Raw genomic sequence first — 26669 nt, forward strand, 5'->3', positions numbered from 1 at the left:
AAGTCTGGGCCCGACCAGGACCTGTCGAGAACCCCATGCCTGTGGCTGCCTGCTGGAGAGGACTCCGGCGCCCACAACGAAGGCCATCGCGCTGATGGCCGCACCGATGCTCGATACCTACCGCGAGGTGGTGACGCCGGAGGGTGTGCCGCTGCAGTTGCCGGCGGCCGGCCCGGTGCCTCGGGCGATGGCCTGGCTGGTCGATCTCGGCGTGCGCATCGCGGTACTGGTGCTGATGTCGTTCCCGCTGGCGCTGCTGGACAAGTTCGGCACCGGGCTCTACCTGGCGCTGATGTTCCTGGTCTACTGGGCCTACCCGATCATCTGCGAAGCGCTGTGGGGCCGTACCCTGGGCAAGCGTGCGCTGGGCCTGCGCGTGCTCGCCCGCGATGGCGCGCCGGTGGGCTGGATGGCCGCGGTCACCCGCAACCTGCTGCGCACCGTGGACATGCTGCCGTTCGGCTATGCACTGGGCCTGATCAGCAGCCTGTTCGATCCGCATGGCCGTCGCCTCGGTGACCTGGTGGCAGGCACCGTGGTGGTGCACGCACCGGCGCTGTACCTGCCGCCACCGCCGACCATCGACAGCGTGCTGGCTCCGCCACAACCGTTGCGGCCGGAAGAGCAGGCGGCACTGATGGCCTTCGCCGAGCGCGCACCTCGACTGTCACCGGCGCGCCAGCAGGAGCTGGCCGGCATCGTCGAACCTCTGACCGGTACCCACGGCCAGATCGGTGTGCTGCGCCTGTACGCGATGGCCAACTGGCTGCTGGGCCGGCGATGAAGCAGGAACAGTTCGTCGCCCGCTACCAGCAGGAATGGCAGGACCTGGAGCAATGGTTGCTGCTGCGCGCTGGCGTGTCGCGCCGCACGCGCCGGAAGGCCAGTGGTCTGTCGCTGCACGACACCGCCTTCCCGCAGCGCTACCGGCGCCTGTGCCAGCAGCTGGCGCTGGCCCGTGAGCGCGGCTACAGCCCCCAGCTGGTGCAGCGCCTGCAGCAGTTGATGCAGCAGGGCCACAGCGTGCTGTACCGCACACCGCCGACGCGCTGGCGCGCGGCGCTGGAATTCCTGGTGGCCGACTTCCCGCTGCTGGTGCGCAGCCAGGCACGCAGCATGTGGGTGGCGCTGGCGATGTTCGCGCTGCCAGCGCTGGCCTGCTTCGTGCTGGCGCAGGTCCACCCGGACCTGATCCACATGCTGATGGACAACCGCCAGATCGCCGCGATGGAGCGCATGTACGACCCGGCCGCCGAACGCCTGGGCCGCGACAGCGGCACCGACTGGATGATGTTCGGCCACTACATCATGAACAACATCAGCATCGCCCTGCGCACCTTTGCCAGCGGCCTGCTGGCCGGGCTGGGCACGCTGCTGGTGCTGCTGTTCAACGGCGTGACCATTGGTGCGGTGGCCGGCCACCTGCAGCACATCGGCCATGGTGGCCCGTTCTGGCGCTTCGTGGTCGGCCATGGCGCGTTCGAGCTGACCGCGATCGTGATTGCCGGCGGCGCCGGCCTGCAGCTGGGCATGAAGCTGCTGGCACCGGGCCGGCGCAGCCGCCTGGATGCACTGGTCGACGGCGGCCGCATCGGCGCCCGGCTGTGCCTCGGCGTCGCCTTCATGCTGCTGGTCGCGGCCTTCATTGAAGCGTTCTGGTCATCGATCGCCGAAGTGCCGGCGTGGGGCAAGTTCAGCGTGGCCGGCGTGCTGTGGGCCGGCGTGCTGCTGTGGCTGTGGCGCGGCGGACGCGGAGGCAGCGATGCGCATTGACCACCTGGACGTGGTGCTGCGGGCGCGCAGCGGCTGGGAAGCCATGGAGCTGGGCAACGCCCTCGCCCGCCGGCACGCGCGTGCGGTGTGGGGCAGCTGGCTGCTGGCCAGCGCACCGCTGTTCGTGATCTTCAACGCGCTGGGCTGGTGGCTGGATGCGTTCGGCTGGGCCTGGCTGGCGATGTGGTGGTGCAAACCGCTGTTCGAACGCGCACCGCTGTACGTGCTGTCGCGCGGCATCTTCGGCGAGCCGGTCGGTGCGCTGTCAGCGCTGCGCGTCCAGCGTCACTGGGGCAACAACGGTTTCTGGGGCTATCTGGGATGGCGCCGCTTCAGCGTGCTGCGCAGCCTGTGCCTGCCGGTGAACCTGCTGGAGGGCAACGCCCCCGACCAGCGTGGTCCACGTCGGCGCGCAGTGGCGGCCGGTGCCGCTGGCGCAGCACTGGTACTGACCGTGGCCTGCATGGCCTTCGAAGCGGCGCTGGTATCGGGTGCGATCGGCGCAGTGTTCATGTTCATGCCGCTGGAGCTGATGTCCGAATCCTGGCGCGCAGCGTGGGACATGATCGGCCGGGATACACCGGCGTGGGCGCGGCTGGGTTTCAACCTGGCGTGCTGGCTGGCCTCGGTGATGATCGGCCCGTTTTTCGTCGGTGGCGGCTTCGGCCTGTATCTGAACCGGCGCACGCAGATGGAAGCCTGGGACGTGGAAATCGCCCTGCGCCGCCTGCGCGATCGTCTGCTGCCGGCCGCATCGACGCTGGCCCTGCTGCTGTGCCTGGCGCTGCCACTGGTCTCCGCACCGGTGCATGCGCAGGACGCAGATGCCGGGCCGGAGCGTGTGCTGGGCAAACCCAGCGACGTCGGCGCCGATACGGACGACGACGAAGCCACGATCGACCCGGCCAACACCCCGGCAACGATCTTCGGCACCTTGCCGGTGGACACCGCCGGTTTCCGCCAGGCGGTGAACCGTGCCTATGAGGATCCGCTGCAGCGCCCGACCCGTCAGGTCACGCACTGGAAGCCGATCGAAAAGGCCGAGGAAAAGAAGAAGGAAGACAAATCGCTGCAGAGCGACAGCAGCAACAAGGGCGAGCGCAAGCCGCGCAAGGACGGCATCGCCTGGCTGGCACGGTTGGCCGAATGGGGCCTGTGGGGCCTGCTCGGCGTCCTGCTGCTGGTGCTGCTGCTGACCGCACGTCTGTGGCTGCCGTGGCTGCGCGGCAGCGGGCGGCGCAAGGCCGAGGCGGCACCGCAGGTGGTGGAGGAACAGGTGACGTTGCCGGTGGTGCTGCCGCCGGACGTCGCCACCCAGGCCGGCCTGTTGTGGGACCAGGGCCGGCCACGCCAGGCGCTGGCGCTGCTGTACCGTGCCAGCGTGCGTACCGTCGGCGAGCGCAGCGGCATCGCGTTGCCACCCGGTGCTACCGAAGCACAATGCCTGCGCGCATCGCGGCGCATGCCCGAAGCAGCCGACCGTGATCTTTTCGCGCGCATCGTGCGCATGTGGCAGTACGCCGCCTATGGTGGACGCCTGCCCAGCCGCAGCGATTTCGACGCGCTGGCCGAGACCCTGCGCCAGCAGTACCGGTGGCAGGCATGAGCCCGCGCCTGTTCTGGTCGTTGCTGCTGGGCGTGCTGGTGCTGTTCGGCGTGCCGCTGACCATCCTCTACCTGCGCACGCACGAGCGGGTCACCGAAACGCTTCCGCTGCCGCCGCAGGGCGAAGCCGCCTACAACCCGCTGTACGTGCTGGGCCAGGCGCTGCGCGCCGACGGTATCGACGTGCACGCGCGGCCGCGGCTTGAGCTGCAGCAGATGGCGCTGGCGCCGCACGACACCGTGGTGCTGTTGCAGGACAGCAGCGAGCTGCCGGCACCCACCGTGAAGCAGCTGCTGGACTGGGTCGACCGTGGCGGCCATCTGCTGGTGCGCACGCCGCCGCCGGCCGAAGACGATGCCAGCAGCACGCAGGGGCCGCTGCTGGACCAGCTGGGCGTGGACAGCCTGTTCCAGCGCAGCGACTGCCAGCCGTTCCACATCGACGACGACACCGGTCACAGCGAATTCTGCGGTGGCCGCCGCTTCACGCTTGGCTTTGCCGCCAAAGCGCAGGCCGAGCGACGCTGGGGTGGTGATCGCGATCTGGTGTTCGCGCGCCTGCGCCACGGACAGGGCAGGGTCAGCGTATTGGCCGACATGGAGTTCATGCGCGGCGATGTCGACTCGCCTGCAGCGCGCCTGGCGGCTACTGCCGGCAAGGCCAGCGACGGCCTGCATGATCCCGCCCACCGCGACCTGACCCGCTACCTGCTCGATCCGAACTACGGCAAGGGGGCGGTCTGGCTGGTCTATGCCAGTCAACCGCCATCGCTGTGGGCGCGCCTGTTCTACCAGGGCTGGCCGTTGTGGGTGCCTCTGCTGCTGGCTTTGCTGGGCTGGTTGTGGGGCCGCTCGCAGCGCTTCGGCAGCCTGCTGCCGTCGCCGGTGCTGGAACGCCGCTCGCTGCTGGAGCACGTGCGTGCCAGTGGCGAACTGCTGCTGCGCTTCGGTCACGGCACGCGCCTGTACGAGGCCGTGCTCGCGCTGTTCCTGCACCGCCTGCGCCTGCGCGCGCCGGTTGCCGCCGCACTCGACGGCGCGCCGCGCGATCAGGCCATCGCCGAGCTGCTGAAGTGGCCGCAAAGCCGCGTCGCCAGCGCGCTCTCCCCCCCTCCGCCGCACGATTCCTCCGCCCTGCGCGAGCGCATCCGCTTGCTGCTCCAGATGAGATCCCTGCTATGACCGAAGTCCCCGAGCTGCCGGCGGCCGCGAACGCCCGCCTGATCGAACGCGTCGATGCCATCCGCGACGCTATCGGCCACGCCTTCATCGGCCAGGCCGAGGTGCTTGACCAGATCCTGGTGGCCCTGCTCGCCGGCGGTCACGTGTTGATCGAGGGCGTACCCGGGCTGGGCAAGACCCTGCTGGTGCGCGCACTGGCACAGGCCCTGGAACTGGACTATGGCCGCGTGCAGTTCACCCCCGACCTGATGCCCAGCGACGTCAGCGGCCACGCCGTGTACGACCCGAAGAGCGAGAGCTTCAAGATCCGTCGCGGTCCGGTGTTCACCAACCTGCTGCTGGCCGACGAGATCAACCGCGCACCGGCCAAGACCCAGTCGGCGCTGCTGGAAGTGATGCAGGAAGGCCAGGTGACCATCGAAGGCAAGGCCTTCACCCTGGCGCCGCCGTTCATGGCACTGGCCACGCAGAACCCGCTGGAGCAGGAAGGCACCTACCCGCTGCCGGAAGCACAGCTGGACCGCTTCCTGCTGAAGGTCCTGATCGACTATCCGCAGCTGGAGGACGAGAAGCGCATGGTGACCGCGATCACCAGTGGCCGCGCTGCCAGCGATTTCGACCTGAGCCACGTGCCGCGCGTGCTCGGTGCTGGTGAGCTGCTGGAACTGCAGCGTGCCACCGCCGCGATCACGGTTGACGACGAAGTGATCGACTACGCGGTGCGGATCGTGGCGGCGACGAGGCAGTGGCCGGGTATCGCGGTCGGCGCCGGCCCGCGCGGCAGCATCGCGCTGGTGCGTGCCTCGCGTGCACAGGCGGTGCTGGCCGGTCGTGATTTCGTCACTCCGGATGATGTGCGCGACATCGCGCGCCCTGCGCTGCGCCATCGCATCGCGCTGGCACCGGAACTGCAGATCGAAGGCCAGGACGCCGACGACGTGCTGGGCGCACTGCTGGCCAAGGTGGAAGCGCCGCGCCGATGAGACCGGCACCTCTGCTGCTGGCGCTGCTGCTGGCCTGGGCCGCGCTGGGCGGCCTGGTGCTGGGCGGCGTGCTGCCGCGCTGGAGCTGGGCGCTGGCGGCGTTGGCGATTGCCGTGCCGGCGTTGATGGATCTGTGGCGGCAGTCGCGGCGTCCGTCGCCGCAGGTGCAACGCGAGCTGCCCGAGGCGCTGGCACTGGGCGTGCGTCGCGAAGCCGCGCTGCGCCTGCAGGCCGGACAATCGATGACGGTGCAGGTGTTCGACCTGGTGCCCGGCGGCTGGCCGCTGGAATCACTGCCGCAGCGCGTACGCCTGCAGGGCGGCAGTGCCTCCACCCTGCACTACCACCTGCAGCCGCTGCAGCGTGGGCATTTCCGCTTCGAAGGCGTGCGCCTGCGCATGCGCTCGCCGTGGCGCCTGTGGTGGCAGCAACGCACGCTGCCGCCGGCGCTGGAGGTGCGGGTCTATCCGAACTTCGTGCCACTCACCCGCTTCGCCCTGTTCAGTGCCGACCAGGCCTCGCGGCTGGTCGGTGCGCACGTGAAGCGCCGCCGGGGTGAAGGCACCGACTTCCACCAGATGCGGGAGTACCGCATCGGCGACAGCCTGCGCCAGCTCGACTGGAAGGCCACCGCACGTGCGCGCAAGCTGATCTCGCGCGAGTACCAGGACGAGAAGAACCAGCAGCTGTTGCTGATGCTCGACAGTGGCCGGCGCATGCTGGCCAGCGAAGGCGGGCTCTCGCACTTCGACCACGCGTTGAACGCCTCGCTGGTGGTGGCCTACCTGGCGCTGCGCCAAGGCGATGCCGCCGGCCTGTTCGCTGCTGGTGGCGAACGCCGCTGGGTGGCGCCGCAGCGTGGCATGGGCACGGTCGAGCACCTGCTGCGCGCCAGCTACGACCTGCAGCCGCGCGCAGTCGCCACCGACTACCTGGCCGCCGCCACCGAGGTGTCGCTGCGCCAGCGCCGGCGGGCGCTGGTGATGCTGGTCAGCAACGTGCGCGACGAGGATATCGAGGACCTGCTGGCGGCGGTGCGCCTGCTGCAGCGCCGCCATCTGGTGTGCGTGGCCAGCCTGCGCGAACGCGAACTGGACGCTGCGCTGGAAGGTGACGTGCAGACCCTGGAGGACGCGACCCAGGCCGGTGCCGCTGCACTGTACCTGCAGCAGCGCGCGAAGGCGCATGAGGCACTGCGCAGCGAGAAGGTGATGGTGCTGGACGTGACTGCCGATGCCCTGCCTGCCGCACTGGTCGAGCGCTACCTGGCAGTGAAGCGCGAAGGGCTGCTCTGATCGATGGCGCCGGGCATGGCCCGGCGCTACCGACGCATTGCGCTGGTTCGCGGCCGCTCTGGTAGGTGCCAACCTTGGTTGGCACGAAATCCAAACCGCCGACCAAGGTCGGCCTCTACCAACATCGGTTGCCGGCCAGCGGCCGGCTCTACCCCTGCAGCATCCGACGCACCGCTCTGGTAGGTGCCAACCTTGGTTGGCACAAAATCCGCAGCGCCGACCAAGGTCGGACTCTACCAACGGCGGTTGCCGGCCAGCGGCCGGCACTACCCTGCAGCAACCGACGCATCGCTCTGGTGGGTGCCAACCTTGGTTGGCACAGAACCCACAGCGCCGACCAAGGTCGGACTCTACCAACTGCGGTTGCCGGCCAGCGGCCGGCGCTATCCCTGCAGCAACCGACGCATCGCTCTGGTGGATGCCAACCTTGGTTGGCACGGAATCAACAGCGCCGACCAAGGTCGGCCACTACCTACAGCGGTTGTTCTACGACCGGCGTCGGTTGCCCACGCCGGCCCGGGGGCGCCGCACCGCCATCAGACGTAGATCCGCGTTGGCGCCTCATCGATGATCGCGTGCGGCACGAAGCGCGCACTGTCGCGGGTGATCGCGCTGTCGTCCTCGCGGATGCCGATGCCGCAGGCGTGGTCGCCGATCACCCAGCTGCCGATCAGCGGGTAACCGCCTTCGAAGCGGGTCAGCGGATGCGCACGCTGGATGATCGCCGGGCCGTCGTAGGGACCGTCACTGCGCTGGGTGCTGCCATCGGCCAGGTGCATCTCGATGTTGGCACCTTCGCGCGAGAACAGCGGCTTGCGTACCCAGCCCGAGGCCAGCGTGCTGCCGTCATCGAAATGCGCTTCCAGCAGGTTCGGATGGCCCACGTTGCGCTGCCACAGCAACGGCAGGATGCCCTTGTTGCTCAGCACCGCTTTCCACGCCGGCTCCAGCAGCTGCACGCCCGAGCCCGGCAGCGCGCGACCGAATTCCTCGGCCATCAGGTCTTCCAGCGGGTACAGCTTGAACAGCGTGCCGATCACCGAATCGTCCAGCGCGGTGAAGCGACCGTCCTCGGACAGACCGATATCCTCGACAGCGATCGCCTGGCCATGCAGGCCGGCCTGCGAGGCGCAGTCGCGCAGGTAGTCGACGGTGCCACGGTCCTCTTCCGAACTGCCCACGGCGCTGAAATACAGCGGCGGCGGCAGCTGCGTGGCCAGTTCGCCGAAGCGCTCGACCAGCGCCTCATGGATCGCGTTGAACTGGTCGGCATGCTGCGGCAGGCGACCGGCGTTGCGCTGGTCTTCCAGCCACTGCCACTGGAAGAAGCTGGCCTCGAACAGCGAGGTCGGCGTGTCGTAGTTCAGTTCGTACAGCTTGGCCGGACCGCTGCCGTCGTAGGCCAGGTCCAGGCGACCGTACAGATGCGGCTGGCGCTGGCGCCAGCTGTCGGCGATCCAGTCGCGGTAATGCGATGGAATCGCCAGCTGGTCCATCAGGCGTTCGCTGCCGACGACATCGCCGACCAGGTCCAGGGCCATCTGGTGCAGCTCGGCGCTGGGGTCTTCGATGTCCTGTTCGATCTGGCGCAGGGTGAAGGCGTAGTACGCGCTCTCATCCCAGTACGGCTGGCCGTCGATGGTGTGGAAGCGGAAACCCGCCTCTTCCGCGCGTGCCCGCCACTGGGCACGCTCGGCAATCCGGATACGCTGCATGGGTCGATCAGCCGCCGTAGCTGCCGCTGGTGCTGCGGCGCGCGCTGGTGTTGCCGAAGCCACCACGGCTGGCAGTGACCGCACGGTTCGGCTCGCTGGTGACCGGGGCCAGGCCCGCCTTGCCTGCGCCGATGCCGCTGGCGGTATTCAGGCCACCGCTGCCGCCCGGTGCCGGACGCGCCCAGCCGGCGCTCTTGTCCTGGTAGGCCGGCGACGCCGCGGGCGCCTGCGGAGCGAGACCACCGCGGTTGCTCAGCATCTGCGACATGAAGAAGCCCATCATCATCGGGCCGATGAACGAGGTGCCGGCCGAGGTGTGCTGCTGCACGCACTGTTCCGGCTTGTAGTCCTTCTCGCAGGCTTCCTTGCTGGCGTACTTCGGCGCGGCATCGGCGGCCTGCTTCTGCGCTTCCGCGAAGGCATTGCGGCACGACGACGGATCGCCGGTGGCCTCGGTGCAGGCCTCGACCGAGGTGTACAGGCCTTCCTGCACCTTCACCTCCGGCTCCTTCTGGCAGGCGGTGAACAGCAGCGGCGCAGCGCTCATCAGCAGCAGCGCGGTGGTGCGGGAACGTTTCATGGCCTCATGCCCTGTCGACGGATCAATGCCCCAATGATGCCAAATCCGGACCAGCAACCGGAATCGGCAAAGTCCGAAAGATGAACGGACTTTCATTTTCGTCGTTCCAATCAGGAATCGGGGTCGGATCCCGTCAGATCGCGGCCAACTGTCAAAGGCGGGGTGGGTGCGGTGGCAGGGGCGTGAGCGCCATGGGCGCGAGGCATGCCTCGGGCGGGTTGGGCAGGACGCTCAACCCCGGTCTTGCCGCGTGCGCAGGGAAGCGCACACGAGCAAGGCGCGACCGAGGCTACATGGACGTACTTGCGCCGTCCCCTGCAACCGGACCCACCCCGCCATCCCACGGATAGCCCAGCTGTTGCTGTTGAGGTTGCCGGCCAGCGGCCGGCACTACCGCGGGTGCCGGGCGCAGCCCGGCCCGACCACCTCCGGTGGTTGCAGCAGCAACCGAAAAAATTGTCCATGATCGGGCGACCCCCACGTCGTACGGCCCGCCCGTTCCGCCAGCCATGCCCGAATACCGTTCCCGTACCTCCACCGCCGGCCGCAACATGGCCGGCGCCCGCGCCCTGTGGCGCGCCACCGGCATGAAGGACGGCGACTTCCACAAGCCGATCATCGCCATCGCCAACTCCTTCACCCAGTTCGTGCCCGGCCACGTACACCTGAAGGACCTCGGCCAGCTGGTCGCGCGCGAGATCGAAAAAGTCGGCGGCGTCGCCAAGGAATTCAACACGATCGCCGTGGACGATGGCATCGCCATGGGTCACGACGGCATGCTGTATTCGCTGCCCAGCCGCGAAATCATCGCCGACTCGGTGGAGTACATGGCCAACGCGCACTGCGCCGATGCGCTGGTGTGCATTTCCAACTGCGACAAGATCACCCCCGGCATGCTGATGGCCGCACTGCGCCTCAACATCCCGGTGGTGTTCGTCTCCGGCGGACCAATGGAAGCGGGCAAGACCAAACTGTCCGAGCACAAGCTGGACCTGGTCGATGCGATGGTGATCGCCGCGGACGAAACCGCCAGCGACGAAAAAGTGGCCGAGTTCGAGCGCAGTGCCTGCCCGACCTGCGGGTCGTGCTCGGGCATGTTCACCGCCAACTCGATGAACTGCCTGACCGAAGCGCTGGGCCTGTCGCTGCCCGGCAACGGCTCCACGCTGGCCACCCACGCCGACCGCGAACAACTGTTCCTGCGCGCCGGCCGCCTGATCGTCGAGCTGTGCCACCGCTGGTATGGCGGCGAAGACCCGACTGCGCTGCCGCGTGGCATCGCCACCCAGGCCGCGTTCGCCAATGCGATGACCCTGGACATCGCCATGGGCGGGTCCACCAATACCATCCTGCACCTGCTGGCCGCCGCGCAGGAAGCGGAAGTGGACTTTGACCTGACCCACATCGATGCACTGTCGCGGCGCGTGCCGCAGCTGTGCAAGGTGGCGCCGAACACGCCCAGGTACCACATGGAAGACGTGCACCGCGCCGGGGGCGTGTACGGCATCCTTGGTGAACTGGCGCGCGGTGGACTGCTGGATACCAGCGTACCGACCGTACATAGCCGCAGCCTGGCCGACGCCATCGCACGCTGGGACGTGGCGGTCAGCAGCGACTCGAACGTGCAGGACTTCTTCCGTGCCGGCCCGGCCGGCATCCCCACCCAGGTGGCCTTCAGCCAGGCCACACGCTGGCCGACGCTGGACGTTGACCGTGCCGAGGGCTGCATCCGCAGCGTCGAGCACGCCTATTCGGCCGAAGGCGGCCTGGCCGTGCTGCGTGGCAATCTGGCGGTGGACGGCTGCGTGGTGAAGACCGCCGGCGTGGACGAATCGATCCACGTGTTCGAAGGCAACGCGCGCGTCTACGAAAGCCAGGACGCGGCGGTGGCCGGCATCCTCGCCGACGAGGTGAAGGCCGGCGACGTGGTGGTCATCCGCTACGAAGGCCCGAAGGGTGGCCCCGGCATGCAGGAAATGCTGTACCCGACCAGCTACCTGAAATCGAAGGGACTGGGCAAGCAGTGCGCACTGCTCACCGATGGGCGTTTCTCCGGCGGTACCTCGGGCCTGTCGATCGGCCACGTGTCGCCGGAAGCCGCCAGCGGCGGCACGATCGGCCTGGTGGAAGATGGCGACCGCATCCGCATCGACATCCCCGCCCGCCGCATCGATCTGCTGCTGGACGAAGCCACGCTGGCCCAGCGCCGCGCCGACGCCGATGCACGCGGCTGGAAACCGCGTGCGCCGCGCCCGCGCAAGGTCACCAGCGCACTGAAGGCCTACGCCCTGCTCGCAACCAGCGCCGACAAGGGCGCCGTACGCAACACCGCCCTGCTCGGCGACTGATCTGTGTGCGGTAATGCCGGCCGCTGGCCGGCATCTGCACGATGCATCCGCGTACCAATGAGGTTGCCGGCCAGCGGCCGGCACTACCCATCCTGATCCGTTATGGTGTTCCAGGAAGTCACCAACACGGAGGTTGCGATGATGTTGCTTTCCTTTGCGCTGGCCGCTGCCATGGGCACGTCAGCCGAACCGCCCAAAGCCCCGGACTGCAGCTACGACCGCGATGCGATGCTGGCGATGGAACCGGATGCGTTCGATCAGGACATGGAAGGCGGCTGGCGCACGCTGGCCGACCGTGGCTGCCACCGCGAAGCCGCTGACCTTCTCGCCGCCTATGCTGCGTTGCCGAAGGCTGCAGGCAACTCCATGATTCTGTGGCATGAAGGCCAGATGCGTGCGGAGGCGGGCCAGTACCCGCAGGCGGTGGCGCTGATGCAGCGCACCTACAAGCCCACCGACACCGATCCCGGTTACTGGAACGCCTACGTGGACGGCACGATCGCGTTCCTGCAGCGCGATCGTGCGGCGCTGGAGAAAGCGCGTGCAAGGTTGATCGCGATTCCTGCCCCGGCGCAGATTGCCAGGGCGCTGAAGGATGGGCGCTATCACTTCACGACCGCCGGCGGGCAGAAGGTGGATGCGCCGTGGCCGCCGAACCTGGACGTGCTCGATGGCTTCCTGCGCTGCTTTGATCGCGATTACCACAATGCGATGGGCAACCAGTCCTGCCGGAATCCGGAGGGCGGTTGAGCGACAGAGTGCGTGGTGGGATCAGAGCCCTTCCTGCGGAAGGGATCCGACCCTGTGTCAGCCGATCACGCGCTTGAACGGCGGCAGCGCGTCGATGATGCGCTTGCCGTAGCGGCGGGTCAGCAGCCGCGAATCGAGAATGACCACGCGGCCGGTGTCGGTGGAGGTGCGGATCAGTCGGCCGGCGAACTGGGTCAACGTGCGCAGCGCATGCGGAATGGCGATCAGGTTGAACGCGTTAAGCCCGCGCCCCTCGAACCACTCGCTGAGCGTGGCGGTCTGCGGATCGGTCGGCACCGCGAACGGCACCTGGGTGATCACCACCGTGGTGCAGGCTTCGCCGGGCAGGTCGAGGCCTTCGCCGAACGAATTCAGCCCGAACAGCACCGAGCCTTCGCCCGCCGCCACGCGACGCAGGTGCTCGTCGATCAGCCGGGTCTTGGACATCTCGCCCTGCACCAGCACCCGCTTGCGGCGCGCGGCCGACATCAGCCCGGCCACCTTCTCCATCTTCCAGCGCGAGGTGAACAGCACCATCGAGCCCTTGGCCCAGTCCAGTTCGGTGTCGAGGTAACGCGCCACTTCGCGCGGGTGGCCTTCGCGGTCGTCCGGCGTGACCGGGAACTTCGGCACGATCAGCTCGGCCTGGTTGGGCAGGTCGAACGGCGACGACAGCGAGACCATCTCCGCCTCTTCGGGAATGCCGTTGTCGATCGCCAGCGACTGGAAATCGCCACCGCCGGTCAACGTCGCCGAGGTCATCACCACCGAGTCCACTTCATCCCACAGCAGTTTGCGCAGCACGTGCGCGGCCGACACCGGCGAGCCGTGCAGCACCAGGTCGCCATCGCGGGTGGCAGTCACCCAGCGCGCCATCGGCGGCGCGCCATCCTTGTCCTCGCGGCGCCACGCCTGCCACAGGTTGTACTGCTGCTCGATCATTTCCAGCGCCATGCCCAGGTTGCGCTGCAGGCGCTCGCGCGCGGCATCGTCCTGCTTGCCCTTGGCCACCTGCGCGGTGGCGGCATGCGCCCAGTTGTAGAGGCTGCGGGTGTCGTCGGCCAGCGCTTCGATCGGCTCGCGCCAGGCCTCGGGCAGGCGGCCGTTGGCGGCGCGCCACATCGGTTCCTCGTCGGCCGGTGCCGGCATCCATACCCGTTCGATGTGGTCGCGGAACGCACGCAGCTGCTTGGCCACGTTGCTGGCGACGTCGATCGCTTCGTTGGGCAGCAGGTTGCCCAGGCGGTCCTTGTCGACCGCGCGGTAGGCACCGGCAATCAGGATCTGCAGGCGGCCTGTGCGCTTGGCCATCTCGTCCAGCGCCAGGCTGGCCGCGCCCTGGTCGATCGCCACGTTGCCGATGTGATGACCTTCGTCCAGCACCAGCAGCATGTCCGACGGCGGTGCGATCAACGGCTGGCCGTTGTCGCTGTCGCCGATCGACAGCGCTGACAGCAGCAGCGCGTGGTTGGTGACCACGATCTGCGCGTCGCGCACCGTGTTGCGCGAACGCAGCACCGCGCATTGCGCCGAATAGGCGCAGCGGCGCCCGGCGCAACCCGAAGCCGGCGTGGTGATGCGACTGCGCAGGCCGGGGCTGATGGTCTCCGGCGCGTTGTCGATGTCGCCATCCCAGCTGCCACCGGTGAAGGCATCGGTCAGGCGCTTGGCGATATCCATCTCGATCGGCGCCAGTGGCCGGTCGAACAAGGGTGCGTCATCCTCGAACATGCCGCCCTGCGAGCCCTCGCCCTGCGCTTCGGCAGCATTGCGCGTGCACAGGTAGCGGGTACGGCCCTTGGCCAGCGCGACAGTCGCTTCCAGGCCGGTGGCCTTGAGGAAATTCGGGATATCGCGCTCGACCAGCTGCGACTGCAGCGCCACGGTGCCGGTGCTGATCACCAGCTTCTTCTTGCTGGCCAGCGCGATCGGTACGCCTGCGGTGAGGTAGCCCAGGCTCTTGCCGACGCCGGTGGGCGCTTCGACCACGCCGACGCCACCGCTTTTCGACAGCGCACGCGACACCACGCCGATCATCTGGCTCTGCGAGCGGCGGGTGGAGAAGCCGGGCGTATTGGCCTGCAGCGTCGTGTACGCCTTGCGGATCGCGTCCTTCAAGGGGTCATCGAGCGTGCGCGGAGCGGCGACGGTTTCGGTCACGCCGGGAAGTACCGTGGCTGGATCAGGCCGGTCATTGTCGCATGGCCGGCCGCGTTCACCGTCGCTGGCAGCCTGAACGGGCCAGCGACGACGCCAGGCGGCGGTCACGGTCCGATGGGCGGACCGCTCAAGGGCCAGATACGCCGGGCATGGCCCGGCGCTACCGGTCAGGATGCCGGGATCGAACGGATACGCAGCAGGCGCACCAGCGCCCACACCAGCAGCACCACGCCGATGGCCTCGACCATCGCCAGCGCGAAGTGCAGCACGCCAAGGATGGCACTCATGCCCGAGATGGCGTCGAAGTTGCCGCTGTTGATCAACCACATCGGCAGGATGCCGGCGGCCATGCCGCCGAGGCTGGACAGCAGCAACAGCACCAGACCGACCAGGGCGCCTGTGCGGGTGGCATCGCGTGGTGCGCCGACCACCCAGACCAGGCCCACGCACAGTGCGATCAGCACCGGCAGGCGCACTCCCACGATGCTCAGCACCGTCACCATCAGGGTCGTGTTGTCCATCGATCAGTCCTCGCCGGCAAGCACGGCGGCACCCTGCCGCAACGTCTGGTAGACCTCGTCGGTCTGCGGGCGCACACCGTGCCACTGCAGGAAGCTCTCGGCGGCCTGCTCGACCAGCATGCCCAGGCCGTCCACGGTATTGCGGCAGTTCGCTGCGCGCGCCCAGGCCAGGAAGGCGATGGCGGCCTCGCCGTAGTTCAGGTCGACGGCGGTGGTCATCGAGTTGACCAGCGACAGTGGCAGCTTGAACTCAACGTCGCGGTCGCGGCCGGCCGAGGTGGCGTTGACGATCAGCTCGAAGTCGCCCAGCTCGCGCAGGTCTTCCCAGTAGCGGCTGATCGCGCGGCCCGGCTCGCCCATGGCGTCGATCAGTTCATCGGCGCGTTCCGGCGTGCGGTTGACCACCACCAGTTCGGTGATTCCAGCATCGAGGAAGGCCGGAGCGACGCTGCGCGCGGAGCCACCGGCACCGATCAGCAGCATGCGGCGGCCACGCAGGTCCAGGCCGTGGCGGTCGGTCAGGTCGCGCACCAGGCCGATGCCATCGGTGGTGTCACCATGCCAGCGGTCGCCCTTGCGCAGCAGCGTGTTGACCGAGCCGGCGCGGCGCGCGCGCGCGGTCAACGTGGTGCACACCGAGAACGCGGCTTCCTTGTGCGGCGAGGTGACGTTGGCGCCGACACCACCGTCGGCGGCGAAGGCTTCCAGGCCGGCCAGAAACGCATCCGGGGCCAGGTCGATCGCGCGGTAATCCACCGCGATGCCTTCCTGGCGACCGAACGTGGCATGGATCTGCGGCGACTTCGAGTGGGCAACGGGGTGTCCGAAGACGGCGTAACGGTCGGTCATGGAATCCTCAAGCTGGCTAGACTGGTGCTCTTTCGTGCACGGACCCGGATGATGCGCATCACCCCGCCCCTGCTGGTGCTTGCCGCCAGTCTACTCTCTGCCCCCGTGGCGATGGCGTTGAACGAGTACGGCATCGAAGGCATGGGCGTGGTCTCGACCCGCGCCGACGAGGGCCGCGCCACGATCAGCGCCGATGGCCAGCGCATCGTCTTCGCCCGCCGTGGCGAGGCCGGTTGGGGCCTGTGGGAGGCGCGCGTGGTCGACGGCCGCTGGCAGCAGGCGCAGGCCTTGCCGGTAGGCGTGGCCGGTGAGGCCCGTGATCCCTACTTCAGCCGTGACGGCCGCTGGCTGCTGTTCGCGGCCGGCCGCGAGGGCAAGCTGGCGCTGTACCGGGCCGCGCTGGCTGCCGATGGCCGGCTGGGCAGCGCGCAGGCCCTGGCCGGTGATGGCGGGCGCCGGGAAGAACGCGGGCCGGCCCTGAGCGCGGATGGCCAGCGGCTGTTGTTTGCTCGGCAGCAGGGCGGTAGCGCGGGCTGGGACCTGTTCGTGACCACGTTGGATGCCCAGGGCAGGCGTGGCCCTGCAACGGCGTTGACCGCGTTGAACAGCGCCGATGACGAGACCGATGGCGACTGGCTGGGCCATGACGGCGCAGTGGTGTTCAGCCGCGGCAGCGGCAGCACCGCGCAGGTGTGGAGCAGCGGCTGTGCGTGGACCGGTGCGGCGCTGCAGCCATTGGGGCTGTCGTTCAACCAGGCCGGCGGCTGGACCGGCGCGCCGGTGATCGACAACGCCAAGCCCGGCGAGATGATGGTCGCCAGCAGTGCGGCGAAGGCACCGCGTGCCGGTGGCGTGGACGTATACCGGTTGGCCGTGCCGAAGGTGGCGGCGGTGGCCGGGTGCATGCCGTAGATCCACGCAACGGATGGATGATCGTTTGGTAGATGCCAACCTTGGTTGGCATGCGGGAAAGCGCCAACCAAGGTTGGCGGCTACCAGAACGTGAGGGTCAGCGCGACAGCACCTTGGCGCGCTGCTGCTCGTATTCCAGCTCGCTCAGCTGGCCGTTGTCCTTGCGCTGGTTCAGCGCGGCCAGCTCGGCCTGCACGCTGTCCGGCAGGGCCTGCTCACGGGCCACGTGACGGGCGGCGGAGAGCTGCTCCGGCGGGCGCTTGCCGGCCCGCCAGGCGGCGATGAAGACACCGACGATGATGGCGCCGAACACCAGCGTACCGATGCCCCAGATCAGCCATTGCATCCATCCCAGTTCGGGTCCCATCGCGTAGTCCTCTGTCTATCGTGGCGCTATTGTCAGCGCTCGCGCAGCCATCGCGCCACCTGCGGCGCGAAATAGGTCAGCACGCCGTCGGCACCGGCCCGCTTGAAGCCCAGCAGCGACTCCAGCACGCAGGCGCGCTCGTCCAACCAGCCATTGGCGAAGGCGGCCTTCATCATCGCGTACTCGCCACTCACCTGGTAGGCGAAGGTCGGCACGCCGAATTTTTCCTTCACCCGGCGCACCAGGTCCAGGTACGGCATGCCCGGCTTGACCATCACCATGTCGGCGCCCTCTTCCAGGTCCAGCGCAATCTCGCGCAGCGCCTCGTCGCCGTTGGCCGGGTCCATCTGGTAGGTCTTCTTGTCGGCCTTGCCGAGGCTGGCCGCGCTGCCCACCGCATCGCGGAACGGACCGTAGAACGCCGAGGCGTACTTGGCCGAGTAGGCCATGATGCGCACGTTGATGTGGTTGTCGGCATCCAGCGCACGACGGATCGCGCCGATGCGGCCGTCCATCATGTCCGACGGCGAGACGATGTCGACACCGGCTTCGGCGTGCGATACCGACTGCTTGACCAGCGCCTCGACGGTGATGTCGTTCAGCACATAGCCCTTGTCGTCGATGATGCCGTCCTGGCCGTGCGTGGTGTACGGGTCCAGCGCCACGTCGGTCATCACCCCCAGCTCCGGGAAGCGTGACTTCAGCGCGCGGATCGCACGCTGCGCCAGGCCGTCCTCGGCCCACGCCGCCGACGCGTCCAGCGACTTCAGCGACGGGTCGATCACCGGGAACAGGTCGATCACCGGGATGCCCAGCTCCAGCGCCTCTTCGGCCACCTTCAGCAGCTCTTCGATGGACAGACGCTCCACGCCCGGCATCGACGGCACTGCGGTGCGGCCAGCCAGTTCGTGCACGAACACCGGGTAGATCAGGTCGTCGGTGGTCAGCGTGTTCTCGCGCATCAGGCGGCGCGAAAACTCGTCGTGGCGCATGCGGCGCGGGCGGTAAAGCGGATGAGACATGGCAGGCTCCGAGGAGTGGCTATTGCAACAGGTAGCCCTGCGGCAGCAGGGGTTCGGGCAAGGGGCGTTCGCCGAGCGCGTCGAGCTGGTCGATCTCGATCGTGCGCACCAGCGCGTCCAGCGGCAGGTCGTTCGGCTCCAGGCCGAACGGGTCTTCCATTTCTTCGCCCAGCTGGTCCAGGCCGAAGAAGGCATAGGCCAGCACCGCCGACAGCACCGGCGTGCCCCAGCCCAGCGAACTTGCCAGGCCGAACGGCAGCAGCACGCAGAACATCCATGCGCAGCGGTGCAGCAGCAGGGTGTAGGCAAACGGCAGCGGTGTGGTGAGAATGCGCTCGCAGCCGGCCTGGATCGACGACATCGCGTGCAGGCGTTCTTCCAGCTGGGTGTAGAGGATCGGGTCCAGCTCACCGCTGCGCAGTGCCTGCGCCAGTTCGGCGGCGATCATTGACAACAGCGCGTCGGGCACGTTCTCGCGCTGGCCCAGCTGTTCGCGCTGGCGCTTGTCCAGCCATGGCAAGGCCACCAGGGCGACGATACGCCCGCGCAGGCGACCGGCCAGGGCATGGGCGAAGGCGGTGGTGAGGTAGGCGATGCGGCGACGACGGCCGGTGTCATCGGCCAGCAGCAGGTTTACCTGGCGGGCCAGCGATCGCGATTCGTAGACCAGCTGGCCCCACAGCTTGCGGCCTTCCCACCAGCGCTCGTAGCAGGCGCTGTTGCGGAAGCTGAGGAAGATCGACAGCACCAGGCCGAGCAGGGTGAACGGCGTGACCGAGACGCGCTCGATGCCGGTCGGCGGTGCCAGTTCCACCACTGCGGCCACGGCGATGGACAGGATCAGGATGGCCAGCACCTTCGGCGCGATCGCTTTTACGATCGAGCCGCGCAGGATGTACAGCAGTTGCCAGCCGTGGGGACGGGGTCGGATGATCATGGGGCAGCCGCGCCGGGCGCGGATTCACAGGCACGCGGGGGGCTCGCGCAGCCATTCATTGTACGCCCCTGCCCGGCCACGGGCCGTGCGCCTGCGACGCCCTGTCGCACCCCGGCCCGGGATCAGATCACGCCGCCGCCCAGGCCCAGGCGCAGGATGCCAACCACCACCACGATGCCGTTCAGCACCAGCCCGGCCCAGGCCCGCCCACGCTTGGTCGGATGGGTGAACAGGATGCCCAGCGCGGCGATCACCGCACCGACGGCGGCGAACGGGATCAGGAACCAGTTGCCCCAGCCCAGCAGCGGAATCAGCGCCAGGATCATCCACAACAGCGCCAGTACGCCCCACAACAGACTGATCACACCCATTCCGCTCTCCCGCAGTTGGTTCCTGCCCCAACCATAGACGTTCCCGCTGCCGCCGCCTACTGCCATTGGCGGGGCTGTCACCACCACCGTGCTAGCGTGCTGCCGTGCGTGCCCTGGCCCGGGTGTTGGCGCCGATTCAGAGTGGCCCGCCGATGATCGCAACCAGTCCTACAGGGGTCGTGCCATGAACATCCGTTGGGCCGCGCTGGCGGCCATCCTGCTGGTCGCCGCTGGCTGTGCCAGCACTTCCAAGGTGATGCTGGGCCGCGCCCGCGCACCGATCGATCCGGCGCTGGTGCAGATCTATTCAACGCCGCCGGCCGGCTCACAGGAAATCGCCCAGCTGGAATCAGCGTCTGCGGTGGGCTTCGGCACCCAGGGCCAGACCGATGCCGCCGTGGCCCGCCTGAAGCGAGAGGCCGCGGCGCTGGGCGCCAATGGCGTGGTGCTGGTGGGCGTGGGCAGCAGTGGCTCGCCGGTGGGCATGTCCGTCGGCGCCGGTTCGTTTGGCTCGCATGTCGGTGGCGGGGTAGGCATTGGTATTCCGACCACGCAGAAGCGCGCCGCCGGCGTCGCGATCTGGGTGCCGAATCCGGCACCGCCCGCGCGGTTGCCGACACAGGTGATCACACCGCAACCGCAGCGGTGACCCTCTCGGGTCACCGCCGGTAGTGCCGACCGCTGGCCGGCAACCTCAGGAATGCTTCCTGCGCCAAGGGAATGCCGGCCAGCGGCCGGCACTACCTGATGGGATGGGGTAATGCCGGCCAGCGGCCGGCACTACCGGGCAACGTTCAGCGCTTGTACTTCGGCACGAACACCTTGTTCACCGCATCGGCCAGCTGGTCCGGCGGCAGCAGGCCCTGGTCGAGCAGGAAGTTGTTGAACGCCAGGCGGTCGAACTTCGCGCCCAGTGCCAGCTCGGTCTGCATGCGCAGTTCCAGGATGCGGGTGTAGCCGTAGAAGTAGCTTCCGGCCTGGCCCGGCATGCGCACCATGTAGCGGTCCAGTTCCTGGGTGGCCATCGCCTTGGACAGGCCAACCTGCTCCATCAGCACGCGCTCGCCATTGGCACGATCGGTCAGGCCAAGGTTGAGCATCGGGTCGAGCATCGCGCGCGCGGCACGCAGCAGGCGGAACTGCAGGGCGATCATCTGACCGTCCAGCGGCTCGTACGGCACCATCTCGGCTTCGGCGTACAACGCCCAGCCTTCCACGTTCACCGAATTGAACGCGAACATGGTGCGCGCCAGCGAAATGCCGCGCTCGACCATCGCGGTGAACTGCAGTTCGTGGCCGGGACGCCCTTCATGCGCGCTCAGCGTCCACGCCGCCGCGCCGAAGTTGAAGTCGTCGTACTGCGCACCCGGACCGGCGGCCGGATTGCCCAGCGGCAGCACGAAGGTGCCCTGCTGCCCGGTGTTGTTGACCAGCGGCGCCGGCAGGAAGTGCGGCGCCGGGCTGGCGGCGCTCTCGGCGGCCGAACCCAGGCGCATCTGCATGGCACGCTTGGGCACGTCGACGATGGCGTGCTCGCGGATCAGCGGATCGATCGCGTCGATCACCTTGCGGTAGTGGCCTTCCAGATGATCGTCGGCGATCTTGTCAGCCTTCAGCGCACGGATCACCGCCACCGGGTCGCTCGGGTCGGCTACCTTCAGGCCCTTGTCCTTCACCACCAGCGGCGCCAGCTGCTGCATCGCCGAGCGGGTTTCCATGAATTCCAACTGCGCGCGCTGCATCAGCAGCTTCGGGTCGATGTCGATGCCGACCTGCTTGAGCTGGTACGCGTACAACGGTGCCGGCAGGCGTGCATCAGTGCGCGCCTTCGGCAGCACGGTCGAGCGCGTCCAGCTGGCGTAGTCCTTCATCTGCCCGGCCAGGGCCTTCATCGCTTCATCGGCACCGGCGATCTGGTACTTCTTCAGCAGCGACTCGATGCCGGTGATGTAGGTCTCGACGTTGTCCAGCGACTGCTGCACTTCGATCTTCGTCGGCTGCAGCAGGCTGCTGTCCTTCAATCGCTCTTCATAGCGCTGGCGCGCCAGCGTGGTGAACGCGGTGCCACCCGGCTGCAGGCCGGCATAGGCCTTGAGGCGCTCGATCGCCTTGGCCCGGCGCTCGGCCGGCACCTGATCGGACAGCAGCAGGTTGAGGCCGCTGAACACCGTCTGCGGCGCATCGCTCCACGGCAGCAGGTACTTCTCGTTGAGCTCGCTGCCTTCGATGTTCTGGTTGGCGGCGTGGATCATGATCTCCAGGTCCTGGCGGACATTGGGATCCTTCTCGGTGGCCAGCTTCGCCTTCAGTTCGTCGCGTGCCTTGGCCATGGCGGCGCGGTAGCGCGCATCATTGTCCGGGCCTAGGTCGGCCACCTTGTCGTCATAACCGGGAACGCCGAAGAAGCCGGTTTCCTCTGGCTGGAACGGGCCCTGCGCATCGAGCAGGATCTGCGCCAGCGCATTGCTGCGGGCGACCCAGGCCGGGCTGGCCGGAGTGGCGGCCTTGGCGGCGGGTGCCGCCAGCGCCGGTGGCGCGGACAGCAGCGGGGCGGCAGTCAGGGCCAGGGCAACGGCCAGCGCAATCGGCTTCATGGGACACTCCAGCAAAGGGTTGCCCGCAAGTTACGCGCTCAGGGCGGCGGCGACAATCGGCTGGAGGTCACGGCGCGGCTTATGGGTAGAGTCGACTGTCAGTCGACTATCGCGCGCAGCGCGGGGTTTTCAGGCGTCTTGTGGAGAGCAGTCGACCAACAGCCGACTCTACATGGTCGCCCTTACCCGGTCGCGTGACCGAAGGTCACAACGCGGCAGTGAGTGGGCAGTCGCCACGCTCGCGGCAGGCCTGCAGTTCGCACTCCTGTGCGGCCTCGTCATCATCCAGCGCGGTCAGGTCGAAGGTCTGCTTGTCCTCGCCCAGCACGTACATCACCGGGTAATCCCACACGTCATCACTGCGGGTGCCCTTCACGAACAGGCGACCATGCGCGTGCGGGCCTTCCAGGGCCACGGTCAGGCCGACATCGCGCTGGCCGTTGATCGCGGTCTGCATGCTGCCCAGCGGCATCGATTCGGTGCGCAGCGGCTCGCCGAAGGCTTCCACCAGTTCGATGCTGCAACCGGCGCGGCGCAGTGCTTCGCGCATCGGTGGGCTCTCGCGTGCCGCCTCGCTCCAGCGCAGCACGCTCCAGGCCACCACACCGCCTACGCCGCCCAGCACCAGCACGACCATCAACGGCATCGCCCAGCGCCAGTGACGGCACCACCAACCGGTGGAGGTCTGTCCAGGGGTGGGAATCGGCGGTGGCAGGGTCATGACGGGCTCCTTCCCGGCTGGTGATCAGGGTTTCAGGCAACGTCCCAGGAAGGCTTCGGCGACGCGGTAGCGATGCAACGCATCGGCACCGGACAGGCCGTGCTTGGCACCCGGATAGGTCATCAGTTCGAACGGCTGTGCACGCTTCTGCAGCGCACTCATCAGGCTGGTCGAGTTGGTGAACAGCACGTTGTCATCGGCCATGCCGTGGATCAGCAGCAGCGGCGAGCGCAGGCCGTCGATATGGGTCAGCACGCGCGCTTCGCGGTAACCCGCTTCGTTGCGCGCCGGCAGGTCCATGTAGCGTTCGGTGTAGTGGCTGTCGTACAGGCCCCAGTCGGTCACCGGCGCACCGGCCACGCCACAGGCGTACTGGTTCGAGGCCTTGGCCAGCAGCATCAGGGTCATGTAGCCACCGTTGGACCAGCCCTGCACGCCGATGCGCGCCGGGTCCACCCATGGTTGCTGCTTGAGCCAGGTCACGCCACGCAGCTGGTCGGTCACTTCCACCGTGCCCTGCTTGCCATACAGCGCACCACCGAAGTCACGGCCACGTCGCGGGGTGCCACGGTTGTCCAGCGAGAACACCACGTAACCCTGCTGGGCCAGGTACTGGTTGAACAGGTGATCACCACGGCCGGGCCAGCTGTCGGTCACGGTCTGGCTGGCCGGGCCGCCATATACGTATACCGCCACCGGGTAGCGCTTGGATGGATCGAAGCCGGCTGGCTTGATCAGGCTGTAGTTGAGCGGGGTCTTGCCGTCGGCAGCCATCAACGTGCCGAACTCGATCGGGCGCTGCGCATCGCGGTAACGCGCATACGGATGCTTGGGATCGGCCAGGTCGTTCTCGAGCAGGGTGGCGATCTTCTCGCCGTTGGCGCGGAACAGCTCGATCTGCGGCGGCGTGGTGCTGTTGGACCAGCTGTCGACATAGACGCTGGCGTTGCGGGCGAAGCTGGCGCTGTGCATGCCCGGTGCCCTGGACAGGCGCTGCGGCTCGCCGCCCTGCAGCGACACCGCGTAGATCTGGCTTTCGCGCGAGGTCTCGATGCCGGCGCGGAAGTAGGCCTTGCCGGCCTTCTCATCGACCGCCAGCAGTTCGTCTACCGGCCAGTTGCCGTGGGTCAGCGCGGTGGCCTTGCCCTTGCTGTCGATGCGGTACAGGTGCTGGAAACCGGTGCGCTCGGACGACCACAGCACGCTCCCGTCGTCGAGGAAACGCAGGCTGTTGTGCAGCGGCACCCAGGTCGGGCTGGTTTCGTGGGCGAGCACGCGCTGGCGGTTGGACTCGAGTGCCACTTCCACCAGGTCCAGCTGCCTCTGGTCGCGTGACTGGCGTTGGAAGCTCAGGTGCTGCGCATCGCGCCAATCGACGCGGGCCAGGTAGATGTCCTGTTCCTTGCCGAGGTCGACCCAGCGCGGCTGCGCATCGGCGGCCGGCGCGATCACGCCCAGCTGCACGCGCACGTTGGCGTCGCCAGCGGCCGGGTAACGCTGCTCGATCACATCGGTGCGGTCGGCATAGACCTCGTAGCGCTTCTGCACCGGCACCGGCGATTCATCGATGCGGGCAAAGGCAATCGCCGAATCATCCGGCGCCCACCAGTAACCGGTGTGGCGGTCCATCTCCTCGTCAGCGACGAACTCGGCGACGCCGTTGCCGATGATGGCGCTGCCATCACGGGTCAGCTGCAGCTGCTTGCCGCTGGCCAGATCGATCACCCACAGGTTGCGGCCACGGATGAAGCTGACGAAACCGCCCTTGGGCGACAGCTTGGCGTCGGTGGCGAAACCTTCACCATGGGTCAGCTGACGCACCGCCGCCTGGCCCTGCTGCTTGAGGTCATACAGGTACAGCTCGCCGCCGAGCGGGAACAGCAGGCGCTGCGCGTCGGGCGACCACTGGTAATCGACGATGCCGGTCATCGCGGCGATGCGCTGGCGCTCGCGGCGGGCCTTCTCCTCATCGCTGAGGGTCTCGGTGCCGGGCAGCACCACCTTCGAATCCACCAGCAGGCGGGTCTGGCCGCTGCTGATGTCGTAGGTCCACAGGTCCAGTTGGTTGCGGTCGCTGTCCTTGCCGCGCAGGAAACTGACCTGCGAACCGTCGGGAGCGACCTTCGGCTTCATCAGGGTCGGGCCGGACAACGGCAGCGGGCCGGTGATGGCTTCCAGGGTCAGCTTTTCGGCGTGGGCGGCAGTACTGGTGGCGAGCATGAGGGCGAGCGAAGCGAACAGGTGGCGCATGGAGGATCCCGGCAAACGGCAGGTCCGCCCCCGGTGGGTGCGGGGCGGTCGTCCCCCATCCTAACCAAGCCCGTGCGGGAAGGCAGCATGACCTTCTGCCCATGCCGCGGTGCTGGGGTCAGAGCCCTTTGCGCTGCAAAGGGATCCGCCCCCGCGGCGGGTCAGCGCTGGCCGAACAGGTGCTTGCGCTCTTCGTCGCTCAGCGGCTTGCCCGCGTTCGGGTTCACCTGCTCACGCAGGGCATAGGCGCGCTGGGTGGCCGGGCGCGCAGCAATCGTTTCATGCCAGCGCTTCAGGTTCGGGAACGCGGCGAAATCCACCGGCAGCTTGTCGTAGGCACCGATCCACGGGTAGCTGGCCATGTCGGCAATGGTGTAGTCATCGCCGGCCAGGAAGGCGTGCTGGGCCAGGCGCTTGTCCATCACCCCGTGCAGGCGGCGTACTTCGTTGTCGTAGCGCTCGATCGCGTAGGGGATCTTTTCCGGCGCGTACACATTGAAGTGGCCCATCTGGCCGCTCATCGGGCCCAGGCCGGCCATCTGCCAGAACAGCCACTCCAGGGTGGTGACGCGGCCGCGCGGGTCGCTGGGCAGGAACTGACCGGTCTTCTCGGCCAGATACAGCAGGATCGCGCCGGACTCGAACACGCTCTGCGGGGCGCCGCCGTCGGCCGGGGCATGGTCGACGATGGCCGGCATCTTGTTGTTGGGCGAGATGGCCAGGAACTCCGGCTTGAACTGGTCGCCCGAGCCGATGTTGACCGGGTGGATGCGGTACTCCAGGCCGGCTTCTTCCAGCAGCAGGGTCACTTTGTGGCCGTTCGGGGTGGGCCAGTAATACAGGTCGATCATGGCGGCGGCTCGGGGTGCGGAAAGGAACCTGAAGTCTAGTGCGTGAGTTGGGTTGGCACCGTCACGGCAGGTCGGTAACCTCGCCACTCCCCCGCAACGCAGCATCCTCCGCATGAGTGCAAACCGCCCGCCGCTCTCCCCGCTGTCCACGCTGATCTTCGCCTCGCGCTGGCTGCAGCTGCCGCTGTACCTGGGCCTGATCGTGGCGCAGTGCGTCTATGTGTTCCTGTTCGGCAAGGAACTGTGGCACCTGATCTCGCATTCGGCCTCGATGGGTGAACAGCAGATCATGCTGATCGTGCTGGGCCTGATCGACGTGGTGATGATCTCCAACCTGCTGGTGATGGTGATCGTCGGCGGCTACGAGACCTTCGTCTCGCGCCTGCGCCTGGAAGGCCACCCGGACCAGCCGGAATGGCTGAGCCACGTCAACGCCAGCGTGCTGAAGGTGAAGCTGGCGATGGCGATCATCGGCATCTCCTCGATCCACCTGTTGAAGACCTTCATCGCCAGTGGTGCGCTGGGTGGCATTCCGCTGTGCACCCCGGAGCAGATGAGCGTGGCCGCGGCCAACATCGGTGTCGCCCGCTGCTCGATGCTGACCCAGGAAGGCGTGCTGTGGCAGACCATCATCCACTGCGTGTTCATCCTGTCGGCGATCGGCATCGCCTGGACCGACAAGCTGATGTCCAACAGCCACAGCAAGGCGCACGACAAGGCGCACGACCACTGATGTAGCGACCACCAGCGGCGCATTGCCGCTGCCCTGTTCCGGCCATCGCCCTTGTACGCGGCGGTGGCCGGGATGCTAGATTGCTCCCTCGCCGTTGCCGGCGGTGGCGTCGGGAAACGTCACCCTGCCGCGCCCGGACCGCTGGTCCCG

Annotated in this window: 24 protein-coding genes; 11 read left to right on the top strand and 13 right to left on the bottom strand. The window is 68.0% G+C overall.

What is annotated here, in order from left to right:
• The first annotated feature begins 94 nt into the window (after positions 1 to 94).
• Genes ACZK2G_RS20695 through ACZK2G_RS20720 form a run of 6 tightly spaced genes read left to right on the top strand, consistent with a single transcriptional unit; the run spans position 95 to position 6838 of the window.
• Entirely contained in the window at positions 95 to 784 is a 690-nt protein-coding gene (locus tag ACZK2G_RS20695) for an RDD family protein (RefSeq protein WP_136639201.1), read from the top strand.
• Positions 781 to 1773, top strand: a complete 993-nt coding sequence (locus ACZK2G_RS20700) for a stage II sporulation protein M (RefSeq protein ID WP_295380696.1) — start codon at positions 781 to 783, stop codon at positions 1771 to 1773. Before ACZK2G_RS20695 ends, ACZK2G_RS20700 begins: the two co-directional genes overlap by 4 nt.
• Positions 1763 to 3379, top strand: a complete 1617-nt coding sequence (locus tag ACZK2G_RS20705) for a DUF4129 domain-containing protein (protein WP_478474261.1) — start codon at positions 1763 to 1765, stop codon at positions 3377 to 3379. The genes ACZK2G_RS20700 and ACZK2G_RS20705 overlap by 11 nt, the downstream gene beginning before the upstream one ends.
• Positions 3376 to 4560 (top strand): DUF4350 domain-containing protein, encoded by a 1185-nt coding sequence (locus ACZK2G_RS20710; protein WP_136639204.1) that lies wholly within the window; start codon positions 3376 to 3378, stop codon positions 4558 to 4560. Before ACZK2G_RS20705 ends, ACZK2G_RS20710 begins: the two co-directional genes overlap by 4 nt.
• Positions 4557 to 5543, top strand: coding sequence for an AAA family ATPase (locus tag ACZK2G_RS20715; RefSeq protein ID WP_478474263.1), 987 nt, complete (start codon positions 4557 to 4559; stop codon positions 5541 to 5543). The genes ACZK2G_RS20710 and ACZK2G_RS20715 overlap by 4 nt, the downstream gene beginning before the upstream one ends.
• Entirely contained in the window at positions 5540 to 6838 is a 1299-nt protein-coding gene (locus tag ACZK2G_RS20720) for a DUF58 domain-containing protein (protein ID WP_478474265.1), read from the top strand. Before ACZK2G_RS20715 ends, ACZK2G_RS20720 begins: the two co-directional genes overlap by 4 nt.
• A 536-nt stretch (positions 6839 to 7374) precedes the next feature.
• Here ACZK2G_RS20720 and ACZK2G_RS20725 read toward each other — a convergent pair.
• Positions 7375 to 8553: a glutathionylspermidine synthase family protein gene (locus tag ACZK2G_RS20725; protein WP_478474266.1), complete on the bottom strand. Its 1179-nt coding sequence runs from the start codon at positions 8551 to 8553 to the stop codon at positions 7375 to 7377.
• A 7-nt stretch (positions 8554 to 8560) separates the two neighbouring features.
• A complete protein-coding gene (locus tag ACZK2G_RS20730; protein WP_014038869.1) occupies positions 8561 to 9133 on the bottom strand; it encodes a DUF1190 domain-containing protein in 573 nt (190 codons plus the stop codon).
• Positions 9134 to 9642: 509 nt separating this feature from the next.
• On the opposite strand from ACZK2G_RS20730, the gene ilvD reads away from it, so the two are divergent.
• Together ilvD and ACZK2G_RS20740 are read left to right on the top strand one after the other, a co-directional pair.
• Positions 9643 to 11481, top strand: coding sequence for a dihydroxy-acid dehydratase (gene ilvD, locus ACZK2G_RS20735; protein WP_136639209.1), 1839 nt, complete (start codon positions 9643 to 9645; stop codon positions 11479 to 11481).
• 138 nt (positions 11482 to 11619) lie between these two features.
• Complete coding sequence (locus tag ACZK2G_RS20740; RefSeq protein ID WP_136639210.1) at positions 11620 to 12231, top strand: hypothetical protein; 612 nt, start codon at positions 11620 to 11622, stop codon at positions 12229 to 12231.
• Between the two features lie 57 nt (positions 12232 to 12288).
• Here ACZK2G_RS20740 and dinG read toward each other — a convergent pair whose 3' ends face one another.
• The 3 genes from dinG to aroE all read right to left on the bottom strand — a co-directional run bounded on the left by dinG (position 12289) and on the right by aroE (position 15761).
• Positions 12289 to 14391 (bottom strand): ATP-dependent DNA helicase DinG, encoded by a 2103-nt coding sequence (gene dinG / locus ACZK2G_RS20745; protein WP_136639211.1) that lies wholly within the window; start codon positions 14389 to 14391, stop codon positions 12289 to 12291.
• Positions 14392 to 14558: 167 nt separating this feature from the next.
• Positions 14559 to 14912 carry a hypothetical protein gene (locus ACZK2G_RS20750; protein ID WP_478474267.1) on the bottom strand — a complete coding sequence of 118 codons (354 nt, stop codon included), beginning with the start codon at positions 14910 to 14912 and terminating at the stop codon, positions 14559 to 14561.
• Between the two features lie 3 nt (positions 14913 to 14915).
• A complete protein-coding gene (gene aroE, locus ACZK2G_RS20755; RefSeq protein WP_006400656.1) occupies positions 14916 to 15761 on the bottom strand; it encodes a shikimate dehydrogenase in 846 nt (281 codons plus the stop codon).
• 48 nt (positions 15762 to 15809) lie between these two features.
• Between aroE and ACZK2G_RS20760 the strand changes: the two genes are divergently transcribed.
• The gene (locus ACZK2G_RS20760) at positions 15810 to 16673 is read left to right on the top strand and encodes a TolB-like translocation protein (protein ID WP_136639213.1); all 864 of its coding nucleotides are present in this window, start codon (positions 15810 to 15812) and stop codon (positions 16671 to 16673) included.
• A gap of 97 nt (positions 16674 to 16770) precedes the next feature.
• Here the strand turns inward: ACZK2G_RS20760 and ACZK2G_RS20765 are convergent, their stop codons facing one another.
• From ACZK2G_RS20765 to ACZK2G_RS20780, 4 genes are all read right to left on the bottom strand, one after another.
• Positions 16771 to 17040 carry a hypothetical protein gene (locus ACZK2G_RS20765; RefSeq protein ID WP_049461678.1) on the bottom strand — a complete coding sequence of 90 codons (270 nt, stop codon included), beginning with the start codon at positions 17038 to 17040 and terminating at the stop codon, positions 16771 to 16773.
• Between the two features lie 32 nt (positions 17041 to 17072).
• Positions 17073 to 18062, bottom strand: a complete 990-nt coding sequence (hemB, locus tag ACZK2G_RS20770) for a porphobilinogen synthase (protein ID WP_032129123.1) — start codon at positions 18060 to 18062, stop codon at positions 17073 to 17075.
• A 19-nt stretch (positions 18063 to 18081) separates the two neighbouring features.
• Positions 18082 to 18999 carry a bestrophin family protein gene (locus tag ACZK2G_RS20775; RefSeq protein WP_012512425.1) on the bottom strand — a complete coding sequence of 306 codons (918 nt, stop codon included), beginning with the start codon at positions 18997 to 18999 and terminating at the stop codon, positions 18082 to 18084.
• 122 nt (positions 19000 to 19121) lie between these two features.
• Positions 19122 to 19370, bottom strand: coding sequence for a hypothetical protein (locus ACZK2G_RS20780; RefSeq protein ID WP_005420185.1), 249 nt, complete (start codon positions 19368 to 19370; stop codon positions 19122 to 19124).
• A gap of 184 nt (positions 19371 to 19554) precedes the next feature.
• Between ACZK2G_RS20780 and ACZK2G_RS20785 the strand changes: the two genes are divergently transcribed.
• Positions 19555 to 20019: a hypothetical protein gene (locus ACZK2G_RS20785; RefSeq protein WP_136639214.1), complete on the top strand. Its 465-nt coding sequence runs from the start codon at positions 19555 to 19557 to the stop codon at positions 20017 to 20019.
• Between the two features lie 145 nt (positions 20020 to 20164).
• Here the strand turns inward: ACZK2G_RS20785 and ACZK2G_RS20790 are convergent, their stop codons facing one another.
• From ACZK2G_RS20790 to ACZK2G_RS20805, 4 genes are all read right to left on the bottom strand, one after another.
• A complete protein-coding gene (locus ACZK2G_RS20790; protein WP_136639215.1) occupies positions 20165 to 21964 on the bottom strand; it encodes a DUF885 domain-containing protein in 1800 nt (599 codons plus the stop codon).
• Between the two features lie 205 nt (positions 21965 to 22169).
• Positions 22170 to 22685 (bottom strand): cytochrome c oxidase assembly factor Coa1 family protein, encoded by a 516-nt coding sequence (locus ACZK2G_RS20795; RefSeq protein ID WP_295381087.1) that lies wholly within the window; start codon positions 22683 to 22685, stop codon positions 22170 to 22172.
• 24 nt (positions 22686 to 22709) lie between these two features.
• Positions 22710 to 24935, bottom strand: a complete 2226-nt coding sequence (locus tag ACZK2G_RS20800) for a S9 family peptidase (protein ID WP_253079689.1) — start codon at positions 24933 to 24935, stop codon at positions 22710 to 22712.
• 161 nt (positions 24936 to 25096) lie between these two features.
• Positions 25097 to 25786 carry a glutathione binding-like protein gene (locus ACZK2G_RS20805; RefSeq protein ID WP_136639218.1) on the bottom strand — a complete coding sequence of 230 codons (690 nt, stop codon included), beginning with the start codon at positions 25784 to 25786 and terminating at the stop codon, positions 25097 to 25099.
• Between the two features lie 112 nt (positions 25787 to 25898).
• Between ACZK2G_RS20805 and ACZK2G_RS20810 the strand changes: the two genes are divergently transcribed.
• Complete coding sequence (locus tag ACZK2G_RS20810) at positions 25899 to 26519, top strand: TIGR00645 family protein (RefSeq protein WP_136639219.1); 621 nt, start codon at positions 25899 to 25901, stop codon at positions 26517 to 26519.
• Positions 26520 to 26669 lie beyond the last annotated feature (150 nt).

The organism is Stenotrophomonas sp. 107298_Sma (assembly GCF_056480345.1).

Excerpts from the sequence above, each read along its gene's own strand:
- ilvD (WP_136639209.1), top strand. The coding sequence starts at position 9,643 with ATGCCCGAATACCGTTCCCGTACCTCCACCGCCGGCCGCAACATGGCC.
- ACZK2G_RS20800 (WP_253079689.1), bottom strand. The coding sequence starts at position 24,935 with ATGCGCCACCTGTTCGCTTCGCTCGCCCTCATGCTCGCCACCAGTACT.
- ACZK2G_RS20780 (WP_005420185.1), bottom strand. The coding sequence starts at position 19,370 with ATGGGTGTGATCAGTCTGTTGTGGGGCGTACTGGCGCTGTTGTGGATG.
- ACZK2G_RS20775 (WP_012512425.1), bottom strand. The coding sequence starts at position 18,999 with ATGATCATCCGACCCCGTCCCCACGGCTGGCAACTGCTGTACATCCTG.
- ACZK2G_RS20720 (WP_478474265.1), top strand. The coding sequence starts at position 5,540 with ATGAGACCGGCACCTCTGCTGCTGGCGCTGCTGCTGGCCTGGGCCGCG.
- ACZK2G_RS20715 (WP_478474263.1), top strand. The coding sequence starts at position 4,557 with ATGACCGAAGTCCCCGAGCTGCCGGCGGCCGCGAACGCCCGCCTGATC.
- ACZK2G_RS20790 (WP_136639215.1), bottom strand. The coding sequence starts at position 21,964 with ATGAAGCCGATTGCGCTGGCCGTTGCCCTGGCCCTGACTGCCGCCCCG.
- hemB (WP_032129123.1), bottom strand. The coding sequence starts at position 18,062 with ATGTCTCATCCGCTTTACCGCCCGCGCCGCATGCGCCACGACGAGTTT.
- ACZK2G_RS20765 (WP_049461678.1), bottom strand. The coding sequence starts at position 17,040 with ATGGGACCCGAACTGGGATGGATGCAATGGCTGATCTGGGGCATCGGT.
- ACZK2G_RS20795 (WP_295381087.1), bottom strand. The coding sequence starts at position 22,685 with ATGACCCTGCCACCGCCGATTCCCACCCCTGGACAGACCTCCACCGGT.
- aroE (WP_006400656.1), bottom strand. The coding sequence starts at position 15,761 with ATGACCGACCGTTACGCCGTCTTCGGACACCCCGTTGCCCACTCGAAG.
- ACZK2G_RS20730 (WP_014038869.1), bottom strand. The coding sequence starts at position 9,133 with ATGAAACGTTCCCGCACCACCGCGCTGCTGCTGATGAGCGCTGCGCCG.
- ACZK2G_RS20785 (WP_136639214.1), top strand. The coding sequence starts at position 19,555 with ATGAACATCCGTTGGGCCGCGCTGGCGGCCATCCTGCTGGTCGCCGCT.
- ACZK2G_RS20705 (WP_478474261.1), top strand. The coding sequence starts at position 1,763 with ATGCGCATTGACCACCTGGACGTGGTGCTGCGGGCGCGCAGCGGCTGG.
- ACZK2G_RS20725 (WP_478474266.1), bottom strand. The coding sequence starts at position 8,553 with ATGCAGCGTATCCGGATTGCCGAGCGTGCCCAGTGGCGGGCACGCGCG.
- ACZK2G_RS20750 (WP_478474267.1), bottom strand. The coding sequence starts at position 14,912 with ATGGACAACACGACCCTGATGGTGACGGTGCTGAGCATCGTGGGAGTG.
- ACZK2G_RS20695 (WP_136639201.1), top strand. The coding sequence starts at position 95 with ATGGCCGCACCGATGCTCGATACCTACCGCGAGGTGGTGACGCCGGAG.
- ACZK2G_RS20805 (WP_136639218.1), bottom strand. The coding sequence starts at position 25,786 with ATGATCGACCTGTATTACTGGCCCACCCCGAACGGCCACAAAGTGACC.
- ACZK2G_RS20760 (WP_136639213.1), top strand. The coding sequence starts at position 15,810 with ATGATGCGCATCACCCCGCCCCTGCTGGTGCTTGCCGCCAGTCTACTC.
- ACZK2G_RS20700 (WP_295380696.1), top strand. The coding sequence starts at position 781 with ATGAAGCAGGAACAGTTCGTCGCCCGCTACCAGCAGGAATGGCAGGAC.
- ACZK2G_RS20740 (WP_136639210.1), top strand. The coding sequence starts at position 11,620 with ATGATGTTGCTTTCCTTTGCGCTGGCCGCTGCCATGGGCACGTCAGCC.
- ACZK2G_RS20710 (WP_136639204.1), top strand. The coding sequence starts at position 3,376 with ATGAGCCCGCGCCTGTTCTGGTCGTTGCTGCTGGGCGTGCTGGTGCTG.
- ACZK2G_RS20810 (WP_136639219.1), top strand. The coding sequence starts at position 25,899 with ATGAGTGCAAACCGCCCGCCGCTCTCCCCGCTGTCCACGCTGATCTTC.